The following is a 15,386-nucleotide window of genomic DNA, read 5'->3' on the forward strand; positions in this document are numbered from 1 at the left end:
CCCCAAACTTACTCTTCCAATTCTTCCAATTCCTCGACCGGCGGCGCCTTGTAGAACACCGAGATGGTGTGCCGCCCCGGTCCCACCCGCACGATTCGCTCGAAGCTGCTGCCTGTGGTGACGAGCTTGCGCAGCGAAATCTCCTCGCCGTCGACGACCACCCGCTCGATCTCCTCGCCGTCCCAGGTGCGCGGGAAAGCCACGCCCGGAATCGCGCCGCCTTCGACCGACGAGGCGCGGGCGCCGAGTAGGTTGACCGAGATGGTCAGCCGGCGGTTGACCGACGACCATTGACTGGTGAGCACCGACTGGCGCCGGGCGCTCAGAAAGTCGTGGAACTCGCCGATGGTCGTCATCCAGTGGCGGTACTCCTCGGCGAGGTCGAAGGTGTTGCGGAAGGTGAGCAGGATGCCCGGGGAAGGCTCGGTGCGCATGGCGGTCGACGGCAGGCTGATGACAAGACTCTCGTGGAAATATGCCTCGCTGTTGCCGAGCATGCGCTTGAGCCGGTCGACGTTGGCGTTCTTGCCCTGCAGGACGAACGGGTACTCGAGGATGGGCAGGGGGAGCCCACGGTCGTCGACCGGGTAGTACGGAAAGCCGGTGCCAAAGAGGTAGCCGTAGTGCTCGGGGTCGGTGGGGCCGAAGCTGTTGTCGACCTGCAGGCCGGCCTTGCGAAGCTGGCGAAGGGTGGTGTCCCAATCGTTGGCGAAGATCGAGTCCTCGACGCGGCCGAAGGAGATCGCCTTCTCACCGCCGACGGCCATGCTCAGCTGTTGGCGTTGTTGGGTGAGCGTGAGTTCGCGTTTGATGGGCTTGATGGCGCCCACGCCGACCGGCTCGGTGACGTGGTCGCGCGTCTGGCCGTTGACCCACAGGAGCCCGATCTCGGCGCCCGTCTCACGAAGCAGCGAGGCTTCGGTGGGCGTGACGATGTCGGAGGCGACAAAGACGGTCGACGAGGCGTCGTTCTTGCGCGCCCAGTCGGCGTAACCGATCGCCGCGCGAAGGTTCTCGGGGGTGGGGTGGGTGAGCATCACCGCGCCCGCCATCTGGCCGGGGAACATCCACAGCCGGGGCATCGGGCGGACTTCAGACAGCCGGTGGAACAGCGCGCGCTCGAGCAGGTCGGCGTAGGGGACGTGCGAGGTGAGCATGCGCTTGTGAGCGGCGCGTGCGTCGACCGGCAGTTGCTCGGCGCCGGGCTCTCGCCCAAAACGCATGCCCTCGGTGGGGCGCCCTTGCTGCAGCGCGGTGACCGTGCAGCCAAAGTCGAACAAAAAGGCGTAGACGTGGCCCTGGCCGAGCTGGTTGACCGTCAGGCCGGGCTGGCTGTCGACCTCGAGGAGCATCGGACCAGCCGGGTGCGCGTCCATCGGCGGGGCAGGCAAGAGCTTGCCGGTCAGGGGCGTGTCGGGCAGGTGCTTTCGCATCGGGCCGTGGATGTCGAGACCCTCGGTCGACGTAATCGTGCGCGCCATGCGCTCTTTGCCCGCGGTCGACACGCCCGTCAGGAGCTCCCAGCCTTCGCCTGGCTGCTCGACGATGATCTGGCCGCCGTTTCGGGCGAAGCCTGCCAGCGCACTGATACCCGTCGACGGCATCGCCGCGGCCACGCGCCTGGGCACGATCACCACACTGCGCCCGGCGAGCATCTCGGGGCTCAGGTTGCGGTTCAGCGCGGTGGCAAAGGAGCCGAAGTGCTGCCAGAGCCCGTTGAACCAGCCGTAGCTGCAGTCGAGCTCGGTGAACTTGGCTGCCTCGGCGGCCGGGGTGTCGGGAAGCAGCAGCAGCACGTCGCCCTCGGTGCGGTCGGGCGGCCGACTTCCGGTGGTGGTGGGCGACTCGCTCGGCTGGAAGTGCGGCTCGTCGAGCATGACGGTCAGCCCGAAGCCGGCTGCAATGAGAGCCAGCAGGATGAAGTCCCACTTGAGCGCCCCGAGGATCGATTGCTTCCGTGCCATAGCTTACCGGTAGTACACGTCGATGGTGTTGAAGCCCGCATCGAGGGGAATGCGGCGAAATTTATAGCCGACGAGTCCCGCCGGCAGCGTCTCGACGTCGCCCGAGACGAGCTCGCCGGCGATGCGGTTGACGCCTTTTTTGGCCAGATGAAAGCCCTTGCCGTCGAGCTTGGCGGGCACTGTGATGGACATGCCGCGGCGCTTCGACTCGACGGTGATGCGCAAGAGGGTCGCGCTCTCGGGGCTCGGCTCGGCGACCTCGTCGGGAGCGTCGTCGCCGGCCTGCGGCGCGGGCCGCCTCTTTCTTGGGAGCTGGGCGTCGCGCACCACGCGGCTCTGGATGCGCCCGGCGCGTCGAGAGCGCAAGAATTGGTCGAAGCGAAGCACGTTCGTGATGATGTGGTTTTGCTGCTCGGCCAACTCGAAGACGCCCAGCCACTTCTCAAAGCGCTCCATGTCGGGATAGTCGGCGAAGATCTCGGGGTCGACCGCCCAGGTGATCGCCTGGTGGTGGCCGGCGGCACTCTGCGAGATGAGCTCGGCGAGTTCGGGGCCTTCGGTCACGCCGGTCGGGTAGACCACGGGGAGCTCGCGCATGCCGAGGGGCTGGCCCTCGTTGTTGACGACCAAGAAAGGAAATCCGGTGCCGAAGGCATAGCCGGCGCCGGGCGCCGGGCTGTAGCTCGTGTCGACGCGGATGTCCTGGGCGGCCATCAGTTCGAAGGGGCGAGCCCACTCCTCGTCCCACCAGCTGTCGGTGATGCGCGCCGTCTTGACGTAGTTGACCGGCAGCGTCTCGCGCAGCTCGTCGAGCTGGGCGGCCAGACCCACCGGTTGGGCCAGCGGCTGGAACTCGCCGATGCCCACGCGTTCCAGAAGCTCGTGGGGCGTGCCTTCTTTTTTCCAGGAGAGGCCGAGCTCGCCGCCCATGCGCTGGATGATGGCCGCGCCCGAGGCGGTCAGCCCGGAGTCGACCGAGGAGAGCAGGGTGGAGACGCCGTTTTTGTCGGTCTCGTAGTCGAGCATCCATCCGCCGCCGTCGCCCAAGGCGGTGTCTTCGTGGAGGGCGACGATGGCGCCGTTGGCGCCGCCGGGAAAGGGCCAGAACATCGGCACCGGGGTGTAGCTTCCGATGACGCCGTGGACGATGAAGCGCTCGAGCAGGTCGGCGTAGGGCACCGGGTTGGTGTGAAGCTCGGGGGCCATGATCAGCGCCGAAGTCTTCGGCGTGGTATGGCCCTCGGGGGCGTCGACCTCGTAGTCCGAGGAGGGGCGGCCCTGCTGCAGGGCGACCATCTGCTGGCCAAAGTCGAAGTCGACGGTGATGGCGGTGCCGTCGCCCATCGGCGCGGCGTAGATGGCCGGGGCGCCGTCGATGGCCAGGTGGGTCGTGGCGCCCTGGCGCGGGGCAGTCGAGCCGACGAATTCGGTCGACAGCGGCATGCCCATCATTTCTTGCTTGTAGGGGTCGACCAGCCCGCGCAGGTAGGTCAGCTTCTGGCCCTCGCGCTCGCCGGCGCGGCCGTTGGCCGAGAAGGTGTCGCGAAGCTTACCCTTGGGGCGCTCCACGACGATGATGTTGCCGTCGAGGGCGTGAAGGCGAAGCTTTTCGAGCAGCTCGTCGGGCACCTGGTCGGAGACCGAGGAGGTCAGCACGACCACGCGCGATGCCTCCAAGACCTTCATCGACAGCGACTGCGGGGTGGCGATGGAGACCGGGCCGATCTCCTGTTCGAACAGGTTGATCCATGCCACACTGAAGTCGCGCGCCTCGAAGTCGGGTCCGCTATTGCGAATCGCCTCGTAGTCGAGCACGATGAGCACGTCCGAGTTCGCCTCGCGGGTAATCGTCATACCCTCGGCCGTCTCGACGTCGGTCTCCAGGACGAACGGCGAATTGTCCAGGTACAGTGCGGTGGCTACGATCAGCACGAGCGCCCACAAGAGCGCGCGATAAGCTGTGTGAGCCGATTGTTTTCGGCGACTTTCGAACATCCCGTACTGCGTGGCGAGGAACTGGGGCTGAGGAACGTCGAGCCTCGCGGGCTTCGACTCCCGCCGGAAGTATATGGGTTAGGCCCGCTCTGTAAACGCCAAAAAAGGCTGCAAAAGCCGCCAAATCGCTGGCACTTGTCATGAAAAGCGTCATTACTTCGCGCGACAACGGAACCTTCAACATCGGCCAGACCCCTGCGGGCCGCGCCGCGGCGGCGATGGAGCGCTTCGTCTTCATCTTCCCGTTGATCGTGCTCGGCGGCTCGATTTTCTTTCTGCCCGACTATATCGGGCGCTACCGTGAACAAGAGCCGATGCCCGGGTTTTTGTTCCTGGCGCTCGTCCTCACCGCGCTCTTTATCGGTCTGGTGGCCTCCACGCTGCGCTTTTTTCGCAACGATCTGTGGGTGGTCGACGCCGGCGAGGGGATGCTCGTCTACCAGGCCAGCCGCGTGTTCGGGAAGGGCTTCGAGCAGGCGGGCATCGAGCTCGACATGGTCGAGCGCTTCATCGTCAACATCGAGGACGCGCCTCGCGACAGCGAGATCTTCGTGCGCGTCGACGGCCACGGCACCGAGCGGGTGATCTCGTCGCGCTTCGGCGTCGAGTCGGTGCGCGAGGCGGCCGACGAGCTCAAAGCCTTTCTGGACGACAAGGGCATCGATATTCCGGTGATCGTCGAGCAGAAATGAGGGCGTGCACTCAACGCTTCCAGCCTTTACAATCCCACCATATCGAGTCTGCTACGGGGGCTGCAGGAATCCTTTGGACCCCTTTTGCAGTTGAAGCTTGTGCAGATGACGATTGTAGCGTCGAAATCGAGACCACTGCCACTTTCGAGGATGAGCTGAATGCAGCGTCTTCGCCTGAAGCTGGGAATCATGCTGGTTGTGCTGGCCACCTACGGCACCGCCGAAGTCATCACCCCTGCGCCGGTCTACGCGCAGGATTGGGACGTCAAAGGCGGTGAGAAGCGTCGCCAGGAGATCATTCGCCGCTACAAGCAGTTGCTCGAGCGAAACCCCGTCGAGGGGCTGATCTTCGAGAAACTCGTCGCCTACGTCGGCCGCGGCAAAGGCCTCGACGGGTTGATCGACGACTACAAAAAGGCCGTCGAAGCCAAGCCCGACAAGCTCGCCTACCGGCTGATCCTGGGGCACCTGCTCAAGACCAAGAACGACTACAAAGGGGCGCTCGAGCAATACGAGAAGGCCGTCGAGCTCGACGACGACAACCCGACCGCCTTCTTGGCGCGCGGCTCGGCGCATATGCTCCTGCAGCACGACAAGAAGGCGACCGAGGACTTCGAGAAGGCGCTCGAGCTCGAGGACGACAAGGACCGCAAGACCAAAATCTTGCGCAAGCTCGCCGACGTGGCCTTCGCCCAGCGCGACTGGGAGCGCGCCGAGAAGTACTACGACCAGCTCATCGCCCTCGACAAGCGCAACGAGTACCTGCGCATGGAGTACGCGCAGGTGCTCGTGAAGTACAAGCGCTACGAGAAGGCGCTCGAGCAGTACGACGCGCTCATCAAGCTGGCCGGGCGCGACACCAAGGCGCGGGCGACCACGCTTCGCGACAAGGGCGACGTCTACGAGCGCATGGGCGAGCCGGAAATGGCCGTCAAGACCTACCGCAAGGCGATGAAGCTGATGCGCGAGGGTCACTGGCTGCACAACGAGCTGCGCCACCGGGTCGTCGACGTCTACCGGGGCATGGACAAGCTCGACGAGCTGCTCGAAGAGTACGAAAAGGAGTGGAAGTATCCCGACTACGACGAGTCGATGATGCTGGCCAAGCTCTACGACGAGCTCGGCAAAGAGGACAAGGCCCTCGATTATTACCAGCGCGCCATCAAGAAGAACCGGCGCAAGGTCGACCCGCGCCTGAAGGTCATCCGCATCCTGCAGCGCCGCGGCGAGGACAAAAAGGTCGTCGACGCCTACCAGGACCTGATTCGTGTGGCGCCCGGCCAGCACCGCTTCCAGTTCGAGCTCGTCCAGATCTACTTTCGCATGGGCGACCGCAAGAAGGCCGAGCGCCAGCTCACCCGCATCGCGCGGCGCTTCCGGCGCGACCCGCAGGTCTATCTGGAGCTCGCCGACACCTATATGCGCTACGACATGCGCGACAAGGCGCGCAAAGCCTACGAGCGCCTGGTGCGACTCGACCCGAAAAACGAGAGCTATATCCTGAGTTTGGGCGAGTTCTACTACCGCGAGAGTGAGCTCGATAAGGCGAAGAAGACTTGGAAGAAGATCCTGCGAAGCCGGCTGTCGAAGGCCGAGGCGCACGCGCTGCTCGGCGAGACGTACGCCGAGCACGGCATGATCGACAAGGGGATCGAGGAGTACAAAAAGGCGATCGAGCTCGCGCCCGACGACCTGACGATTCGCCGCGGCGTTGCCATCAACTACGAGCAGGCGCGGCGCTTCCAGCAGGCCATCGACGCTTGGAGCCACATCATGGAGAAGGCCGAAGAGCCCGAGATGCGCGCCGAGGCGCGCGGTCGGATCATCGGCATCTACCAGCAGCAGGGCAGACTACGCTCGAAGATGCGCGACTTCGCCAAGGCCTTCGAGGCCGACGAACCCGACGAGGAGTCCGGCTACTTCCTCGCCGAGGCGCACCTGAAGCGCAAGGAGTACGAGGAGGCCGAGGCGGTCTACTCGAAGCTCATCAAGCTAGACGACGAGGAAAGCAAAGAAGACGTCGAGGCGTTCGAGGCCCTGCTTCGCATCTACGAGCAGACCGGCGACAAGAAGAAGTCGATCGCGGTGCTCGAGAAGATGGCCGAGCTTCGGCCCAAGCTCGCCCGCGAGTACTTCCACCGCATCGCCGAGCTGTCGCTGGAGCTGTATCAGGACGACAAGGCGGTGCAGTACGCCATGCGCGCGGTCGAGCAGAACCCCGACGACGCGACGGCGCACGCCCGCTTGGGCGACGTCTACCGCGAGATGCAGCGGCTGGAGGCGGCGGCCAAAGAGTATCGCGTGGCCATCGACCTCGACCCGCGCGCGTTCGACCACACCATGAAGCTCGCCGAGCTTCTCATGGAGTTGCAGCAGTACGAGGAGGCCGAGGAGCTCTATCGCACGATCGTCAAGAAGGCGCGCGACGAGTCGCTCATCCTCAAGGCGGGCCGAAAGGCGATGCAACTGGCTGAGGCCGACGGACGGCTCGAAGAGCTGGAGATGGAGTTCTCGCCGCTGTTGTTCAGCGCGCGCTCCAAGCCGGTGTACCGAAAGCTGATGCTCGAGCTGTACGACCGCGTGGTCACGCCGTTGGTGACCGAAATGCGCTACGGCATGGCGGGCGACCGAGACGAGACGAAAAAGCAGATCGACAAGATGTCGCGCCAGGCGCTGCCGGCGCTGACCGACGCGCTGCAGTCCGACGACGTCGGCCAGCGCGCGTTGGCGATTCGGCTGCTCGGCGACCTGCACGCCGGCCCGGCGGCGCCGACTCTGGCGCGTATCGCGGTCGACCCGAAGAGTTCGCTGCGTAGCCTGGCGGTCATGTCGGTGGCGCGCATCGGCGACGAGCGCGCCTCGCGTACGCTGATTCGGGCGCTCGACAGTGACGACCCGACGGTGCGCGACTTGGCCACTTGGGCGCTCGGCTTCACGGGCGGATCGCAGGCGGTCAAGGCGCTCGTCGACATCGTCAAAGAGGGGCAAAACTGGTCGCAGCAGGCGCTCGCGGCCGTCAGCCTCGGTCGTATCGGCGACGCGCGGTCGTCGCGGGCGCTGCTCGACGCGTTCGACTCGGCGCGGATCAGCCGCTCGTCGGACAATATCGCGATGGCGATTGTGTGGGCCTTGGGGCGCGCCGAGAGTGACAAGGCGGTCGACAAGCTGACCAAGGCGCTCGAAGAGGGCTCCAAAGAGGTGCAGAGTTTGGCCGCCTGGAGTCTGGCGCGCGTCGGCAACGACGAGGCGCTCGAGGCGCTGCTCGACGCCTATTGGAGCGACGAGCCGCAGCAGCGTGAGGTCGCCGGGCGTGGTCTCGTCCAGCTCGCCGGGCGCGAGCCGGAAGGGCAGGGCGCTGAGTCTACGGCGCGCGAGGTGGCCCATGACATCCAGTATATCAACGACCGCCGCCACGAGATCCAAACCGACTCGGTGCTCTCGAGCCTGCGCCAGGACGCGAGCGCCATCGACGTGACGCCGGCGGGCGATTTCATCACGGATCATCTCGACACCTTCGCCCGCATGGCCAAAGGCAAGCTCGAGGGCGACAACGCCCGCGTGCGCCGCATCGTGCTTCGCGACCTGGCGGATATGTCCGGTGGGATGGGCTTCGGGGTCTTGTCGCCGGCCACCGATGCCGACAAGGCGGCGGTGAAGAAGCTGGTCGCCAAGCTCCACTCTCCGCTCCAAGAGATCGCCAAGAGCGAGGAGTCGGCGGTGCTTCGTCCGGTCGCCACGCTTTTGGGGGCGGTGGGCGACAGCGGCGACGTGCCCAAGCTGCTCGAACTCGCCAAGAGCGACGACGTCGCAGTGCGCGAGGCGGCCGTCTCGGCGCTTGGCAAGATGCCGACTTCGAAAGAGTTGGTCGAGGCAGCCAAAGCTCGCCTCGGAGACGACTCGTTCGCTGTCCGCTCCGCAGCTGCAGTGAGTCTGGGCGAGCTCGTCGGCGCGAAGGACGCCCAGGCCGACGCGATCACCAAGGCGCTGCTCGACACGCTCGGTGACGATTACCGCGCCGTGCGCGAGGCGGCGGCTGAAGGGCTCGTCGCTCTCGGAAGCGACGCGGCCATCAACGGACTGGCCGAGCGGCTGGCGAATCTGTCGCTTCCGGTGAAGTTGGTCGCGCTTCGGGCGCTGGCCGACAGTGAGTCGGAGGCGGCCAAGAAGGCGCTGGTGCCGTATGCCGACCACGCCGATATGAGGCTTCGTCGGGCGGCGGCCGGTTTGTGAGTTGCGAGAGCCTGAAAGCGGTCGCACCGAACACCTTGACCTGAATTGTTGTCCAGCCTAATCTGCCTGCGTCATTCACTGCAGAGGAGTGCAGCATGTCGAGCTCGAGAATTTGCACAAATTGTCAGGCAGTTGTCCCGGAGGGACATCACTTCTGCGGCCGTTGCGGCGCCCGGTACCACGAGGGCGGCGAGGCCGAGCAAGACGAGACGCTCTACTTCGGCGCGATGATGGCGCCGGGGCGTGCGAAGCTCATCCTCATCAAGGGTGAGGGGCTCGAAGGTCTGAGCTATCATCTCAACGCGACCGAGCACGTCGCCGGTCGTGGGAACGGTGCGATTCTGTTCCCCGATGACGACTTTTTGAACAAGCGTCACGCGACGTTCCTGTATCGCGACAACAAGTTGTTCCTGCGCGACGAGCAGAGTCAGAACGGCACGTATTTGGGGATTCGCGAGCCCAAGCGTCTCGAAGACGGCGACCTGTTCATGGTCGGCGAGCAGCTGCTTCGCGTCGAGTATCTCGATCTGCAGAGTGAGTACCCGATGCAGGAAGATACGCTCATGTACGTGAGCCCGCCCAAGAACTACCGGTTCCGGGTCGTCCACGTGCTCGAAGGTGGAAAGCCCGGCGGGGCGTTCTGCTCGGTGAACAATGATATCCTGATTGGTCGTCACGGTTGTGACATCAGCTTCGAAGACGATCGCCACGTCTCTCCGAAGCATGCGCGCATCACCTGGGAAGACGGCGCGCCAGTCATCAAGGACCTCGACTCGAAAAACGGCACCTACCTGAAGATTTCGGGCGAAGAGCGCCTGCGCCATGGAGACTATGTCCAGGTCGGAAGCGAACTGCTACGCGTCGAGATCAACGAGTAGGCGCCGATTCAAGTCGAGCGCAGATTAAGTCGAGCGCCGCTCCTTACGGGGGTGGCGCTCTTCTTGTAATGGGGACTTTCCCTTTCGATGCACGTTGGTCGCGTGCAGCCCGTTCGGGCCCTGACAGAGCTCGAATTCGACCTTTTCTCCCTGCTCGAGCCCTCTTTGTTCATCCTCGGAGATCTGGCTGTAGTGGACGAAGATATCTTCGCCCGAGCCGCGAGTGATGAATCCGAACCCCTTGCGCCGGTTGAACCACTTCACATGACCGGTTGCCATCCTGTTCCTCCCGAATCGGTTGCTGAGATGCGGCCGTGGCGTGTGCATCTGGCAGCCCCGCCCTCCCCAGAGCGGTGCGTCTGCGATGCGATTTGGACTCCCCCTCGAGAAAGTGGAGAGGGCCCACGGACATCTCTAACCAGTAGGCCCACAACGCAGAGCGTCAAGGATGTGCAAAATCCTCAGTTTTTGGACTTGAGACGCCGGAGGCTGGCACGCGCCCGCTTGGCATACGGCCCGTCGGGTGCAAGTTCGAGGTACCGCCGATACGATTGTGCCGCATCCGAGTAACGCTTCATGTCCGCGAGCACCGCGGCATGGTTGTACCAGGCCTGCTCGAAGTCCGGATCGATTTGCTGGGCCTGCTCGTAGAACTCGACGGCGAGCTTGTTGTTGTCGCGGGCCTGCTCGACGACACCCATGCCCACGTAGGGGCGAGGGTCGTCGGGGGCGAGGGAACGGATGTGGTTGTAGGTCTCGACGGCTTTGTCGTACTCGCGCATCAGCGCCAGCGCGCCGCCCAGGTTGACGAGCGTGTCGATACTCTGGCCGTCGCCCACGGCGAGGCTGGTCTTGTACGCCTTGATCGACTGGGCGTATAGGCCGCGGTTTTGGTAGATATTGCCCAGGTTGAAGTAGACCTGCGCCTCTTTGTCGCCGCCGGTGGCTAGCGCGCGATCCATGGCCGCGATCGCCTCGGAGAACTGCTGCTTGGCCGAGTGCGCAATCGCCTTGTTCATGTAAATATCCCAGCGCTGGTCGTCGCGCTCGAGCGCCTTGTCGTACAGGGCGATAGCGGCCGGGAAATCTTTTTCATCCAGCTTCTTGTTACCCTGGATGAACAACTCCTGGGCCGAAGTCTTGGGCTCGGCTTCGGTGGTCTCGACGGCCTTGGCCTTCTCTTCTTTTTTATCGGGCGTCGACGAGCAGCCCGACAGAAGACCGAGAGCGACCGAGCCGACGATGCAGGCGGATTTGAACTTCATTGAGAGCTTCACAGACATGTTCCTCCAGCGAACGGATGAACCAAAGATGCGATCACTTTATGGCAGACGGTGGCGGTTGGCAAAGCACGCTGCGGCAATTCTTCTGGTGACCCTGGTGAGCACCTTGTTCACCGCGGGCTGTGCCACCGCTCCTCAAACACCGCCGCCTACAGGGATGGACGAGATGAGTCCGCCAGAAATTCTCTACCAGGCGATCGTGTCGACCTACGAGAGCCGTGAGATCCCGGTGGCGCTGTCGTCGGACAAGTTCTTGATCGTGACGTCCGAGTACGAGTCGGTGGGCCCGAACCTGCGCCGGAGGCTCGCCTCGCGGGTCGTGCGGGCGGCGCCCGGGGCGATGGGGCTCAAGGTGACGACGCAGTGGGAGCGACGCACGAAGATCGACGGCGAGGAGCGCTGGCAGCCTATCGACACCGTCGAGCTCAGAAAGCGGGGCAAGGCTGACGAACTCGACCTCGCCCGCGCCATCGAACAGCGCTTCGAGTCGTGGAAGGCGCAGTGGAAGGAGGGTCAGGACTCAGAGGCGTCGGCGTCGCCATAAGAGGCTGCCGGCGCCCCACAAGAGCAAGCCTACCCAGCTCAATTCCACCGAACGGCCGGACGCCGAGCACGCACAGCCCGGCTCGGGGTCTTGGCCCGCGTCGCCCACGCCCATGTCGACTCCGACGTCGGCTGCGTCGGCGCTCCAGTGGCCCAGATCGCGAACAATGACCGTCGAGGAGCCGCCGCCTGTGTCCTCGACGACGTCGAAGGTCCCGGGCGTGCCCAGCTCGACGGTGTTGCCGGCGACGTCTTGCAGCACGACCTTGGCGCACCAGCGGCCCAACGTGAAGCTGTCGTCGATCTCGAGGCTGTCCTGCAGCTCGAAGGTCTCGCCGGCGCCGATCTCCAAGGCCGTGGCCTCCACGATGGCTCTCGGCGCCTGCGTCGACGCGCCGCATGCGCCCGGCGTGGCGAGGATGCTCGCCTGTGAGACGGTCACGGTGTCTGTTCCGGTATTCTCCAGGAGCGCCGAGGCGAACATCCAGTCGCCGTGGGCGTACTCGGCGGCGTTGAACGCCAGGTCGCGCGCCATCTCCAGATCGCTCAATTCACCCGAGCCGACCGCGTCGAGGCCGGGGCGGTAGCCGAAGGTGCCCGAACCGCCGTGGCCGTCGGCGACTTCGATGCGCGCCGGCGCCGCCTCGAGCGCGTCGGTCGAGGCGAGAACCTCGATGCGCTCGCTCTCGAGCTCCGAGGCCGACAGCCAATGCACGCGGTGGTGCTCGTGCGGACTCGTCCATACTCCTGGCTCGAAGGTCGCCACGGCAATCCTCCCCGACGGCACGAGCCGGGCGGTCGCGAACTCGCCGCGAAGCTCGGCCGACTCGCCGATGTCGACCTTCCAGACCACATCGCCCTCGGTCGTGATCTCGCTCAAGCCAAAGCGTGTCGTCACCAAAAGGTTGCCGTTGGGGAGCCCCATCAGGTCGCGCAGCTCGGCGAGTTCGGGGACGATGACCGTTTCTGGGGGCGGGTCGGGGTGCTGGGCGCTCGCGAGCCGTCGAATGATCGTGGTCGGCTCGCCCGACTGTACCGTGTAGACGTCGACCGCCGAGAGTCCGAGCGCCGTCCAGTTGATCCCGAAAGCCGCGCGTTGGGACGGCAGCGCGATTGCCTGGGCGAAGGTTGCCCGCGCGCCGGGCATGGCGAAGCTCTGCTGCCAGACCCACTCGTCGTTCTGCGGGTCGACCACGAACGCCAGCGAACGATTGCTGTCGGTGACGAGGACGCGCGTCGGGGCGCCCAGACCGGCGTAGGCGGTGACCGAGGCGCTCGTGACCCTGGGGCGCTCGGTCGCCGATGCGAAGCTGTACGAGAAGCTGCCGTCGGTCTCGGTGATGGCGATGCCGCGGCCGTCGACGTCGCTGAGCAAGTTCGCGTCGTCGGGCAAGATCTTGAGGTCGCGGATGGCCACCGGCCCCAACGCGTCGCTGACCAGTTGGCGCCTGCCGCGGTCGCGCACGCGAATGTCGGCCTGGGAGGTGTCGAGGTCGAAGACGCGCGCCTCGGTGGCGCCGCCGTTGGGGATGATCGCCACGCCGTCTTCGGCCGCGGCCGTCGAAGCCATGGCGAGCAGCCCGCAGGTGACCAAAAACGTCGACCAGGTTCTTAGTGAAGTCGACCAGGTTCTTCGTGAAGTCGACCCGGTTCTTCGTGAAGCCGACCCGGTTCTTAGTGAAGCCGACAAGGTGCGCGCCATAATCGAGCCAGTGTGCAGACGAAATCTCATTAGCGACTCCCCTTGGGCAGCAGGTCGAGCCCACCCGGGAAGGCGTAGCTTACGTAGTCGTCGAATGCGTAGACGACGATGCCAAAACGCTCGCTCGACTCCATGGTGTGGTAGCCGGCTTCGATGGCAACGTTGAAGATGTCCCACGTCTTGCCGCCCAAGTCGACCTGCCGAAGGCCCAAGCGCGCCTCGGGGGCGAGCGCCACCCCATCGAGCGCGACCGCGCCGCCCTGGGGCAAGGCCACGGCCACGTAGTTACGAGCAAAGGTGGGCGGGGAGACGAAACTGTAGCCGGTGCGGAATTGTTCCACCGGCGGCACCACGAAAAAAGACGGATCGCCCGCGTGGCTGCCGTAGCTGAGCATGCCCGTCGACTGGTGGCCGCTGATGATCCCGCCGACCATGAGCGTGCCGGTGCTCTCCACGGCGACCGCCTTCATCGTGCCGAACTCGCAGACCTCGCCGGCGGCGAGCCGGACGCGGCCGTCCTCGAGCTTGGCGCGGCAGCTGGGCGTCGCGTCGTTGGAGCGGCTGGCAAGCGTGAGCGATTCGAGCGGCGGCTCGAAGGTAATCGTGCTGTCCTCGTCGGCGACCAGTCGCCAGTAGACCGCCTCGTGGCCGATGGTTTGGCCGTGCTTGTAGCCGCGCCGGCGCGTCGGCGTGAGCAGGTAGCGCTTGCCGAGCGTCTGAGCCGGCAGCATCTGCTCTTCGAGGTGATCGCAAGCCCACTCGTCCTGCGGCACGAAGGTGCACTCGTGGCCGGCGAAGACGGCGATGCGCTTGTTCGCCTCGACGACGGTGCCCGACAGGTCGCGGTTGACGCTCGGGTCGCCCGCCGTGCTGGCGGTGCCGAAGGTGATCGACTCGCCGGCGTCGAGGCGCACGAGGTCGTCGCTCCAGTGAGTGTTGGGGAACCAGTCGTCGCTGAATCGCAGGTCGATGGGGCTGTCGATTTCGACCTCGGTGCCGTCTTCCTGGGCGACGACGGTCATCGTACCGTTCGAGATCGACGTGCTGTTCTCGGAGACGAGCGACGGGAAGCCGAGCACGCGGTAGCGCTCGCCGAGGGTGGTCGTCGGGAGCAGCAGGCTCGCGTCGTTGGTGTAGGTGAAATTGCAGCAGTACGGGCTGAATTGGTACGCGATGATGGGTCGCGTGCTCTCGACCCGATACGAGCGCATGCGCTTGGGCATGCCCGGATCCATCAAGAAGACCGCGGCGGCCTGAGGCGGGACTGACACCGATGCCGCCGGTGACTCGATCTGGTTGGTGCCGCTGCGAGAGGTGCCGCTGCGAGACAAGATCTCGGAGCGCACGGTCACCCGGTAACTCTGGTTGGGGAGCCTGTCGCTCGACGTGACGTCGACCTGCTCGAGGAGCTTCGACGGGGTGCCGTCGGGGTCGGTGATGGTGATCTCGGCGTCGAGGAGGCGATCGGGGTTGGCCACCACGATGGCAAAGGGCGACTCCTCGTCCGACTCGCCGCCGTAGCGGTAGGCGTTGGGGAGCTCGCGGGCGATATATTCGCAGCCGATATACGACTGCTCGCGCTCGGCCGCCGCGCAGGCGTCGATGCACTCGCCGCCGCGACAGATATCGCCTGCGCCCTCGCAGCGGGCGGCGTCGCGCACGCTGCGGCCGTCTTCGGCGCAGGTCGCCCGGGTCTGGGTGCCCACGCACAGCTCCTTTCCGGGGGCGCACGCAAAGTCGACGCAGCGTCCGGTGCGGCACATCTCGCCGGCGGCGCAGGCGTCGACCTCGAAGCGCTCGCCGTCGAGGTCGCATTGCTCGAAGAGGGGACTATTTTCGAACAGGCAGCGGCGCTCGCCGGGGCGACAATACGAGCGCAGAGGCTGATCGTTCGGACCGGCGTCCCCGCCGGCGTCGACGTAGCCCAGATCGGGTCGCAACGACGGCCCGCTCCCGCCCGATACCCCCGTGGGGCCGAGCTCCGGCTCGCCTTCACAGCCACACACCACGACCGCCACGGCAAGGGTGGCGAAAATCGGCAGAATGCGGCACCATATGCGGGTCATCATTTCCAAATCCGTGCTCGCTGGAGGAGCTCG

General features: G+C 65.3%; 10 protein-coding genes. 4 read left to right on the forward strand and 6 right to left on the reverse strand.

The features are described from left to right. Positions 1-8 precede the first annotated feature (8 nt). The gene (locus tag FIV42_RS25460) at positions 9-1,964 is read right to left on the reverse strand and encodes a polysaccharide deacetylase family protein (protein WP_141200417.1); all 1,956 of its coding nucleotides are present in this window, start codon (positions 1,962-1,964) and stop codon (positions 9-11) included. Positions 1,965-1,967: 3 nt separating this feature from the next. Then, positions 1,968-3,959 carry a hypothetical protein gene (locus FIV42_RS25465; RefSeq protein WP_141200418.1) on the reverse strand — a complete coding sequence of 664 codons (1,992 nt, stop codon included), beginning with the start codon at positions 3,957-3,959 and terminating at the stop codon, positions 1,968-1,970. A gap of 140 nt (positions 3,960-4,099) precedes the next feature. Between FIV42_RS25465 and FIV42_RS25470 the strand changes: the two genes are divergently transcribed. From FIV42_RS25470 to FIV42_RS25480, 3 genes are all read left to right on the forward strand, one after another. Next, complete coding sequence (locus FIV42_RS25470; protein ID WP_141200419.1) at positions 4,100-4,651, forward strand: hypothetical protein; 552 nt, start codon at positions 4,100-4,102, stop codon at positions 4,649-4,651. A gap of 159 nt (positions 4,652-4,810) precedes the next feature. Continuing rightward, entirely contained in the window at positions 4,811-8,881 is a 4,071-nt protein-coding gene (locus FIV42_RS25475; protein WP_141200420.1) for a HEAT repeat domain-containing protein, read from the forward strand. Positions 8,882-8,976: 95 nt separating this feature from the next. Further along, positions 8,977-9,759, forward strand: a complete 783-nt coding sequence (locus tag FIV42_RS25480; RefSeq protein WP_141200421.1) for an FHA domain-containing protein — start codon at positions 8,977-8,979, stop codon at positions 9,757-9,759. Positions 9,760-9,783: 24 nt separating this feature from the next. Here the strand turns inward: FIV42_RS25480 and FIV42_RS30980 are convergent, their stop codons facing one another. Further along, positions 9,784-10,038: a cold-shock protein gene (locus FIV42_RS30980; RefSeq protein WP_141200422.1), complete on the reverse strand. Its 255-nt coding sequence runs from the start codon at positions 10,036-10,038 to the stop codon at positions 9,784-9,786. Between the two features lie 182 nt (positions 10,039-10,220). After that, on the reverse strand, positions 10,221-11,024 hold the full coding sequence (locus FIV42_RS25490) for a tetratricopeptide repeat protein (RefSeq protein WP_168210943.1): 804 nt from the start codon (positions 11,022-11,024) through the stop codon (positions 10,221-10,223). Positions 11,025-11,208: 184 nt separating this feature from the next. Between FIV42_RS25490 and FIV42_RS25495 the strand changes: the two genes are divergently transcribed. Further along, complete coding sequence (locus FIV42_RS25495) at positions 11,209-11,586, forward strand: hypothetical protein (RefSeq protein ID WP_141200424.1); 378 nt, start codon at positions 11,209-11,211, stop codon at positions 11,584-11,586. Here FIV42_RS25495 and FIV42_RS25500 read toward each other — a convergent pair. Both FIV42_RS25500 and FIV42_RS25505 read right to left on the reverse strand, forming a co-directional pair. After that, positions 11,563-13,155 (reverse strand): hypothetical protein, encoded by a 1,593-nt coding sequence (locus FIV42_RS25500; protein ID WP_141200425.1) that lies wholly within the window; start codon positions 13,153-13,155, stop codon positions 11,563-11,565. The genes FIV42_RS25495 and FIV42_RS25500 overlap by 24 nt on opposite strands. A gap of 161 nt (positions 13,156-13,316) precedes the next feature. Next, complete coding sequence (locus FIV42_RS25505) at positions 13,317-15,356, reverse strand: IgGFc-binding protein (protein WP_141200426.1); 2,040 nt, start codon at positions 15,354-15,356, stop codon at positions 13,317-13,319. Between the last annotated feature and the right edge of the window lie 30 nt (positions 15,357-15,386).

Origin of the sequence: Persicimonas caeni, from assembly GCF_006517175.1 — a bacterium.
Taxonomy (GTDB): Bacteria; Myxococcota_A; Bradymonadia; order Bradymonadales; family Bradymonadaceae; genus Persicimonas; species Persicimonas caeni.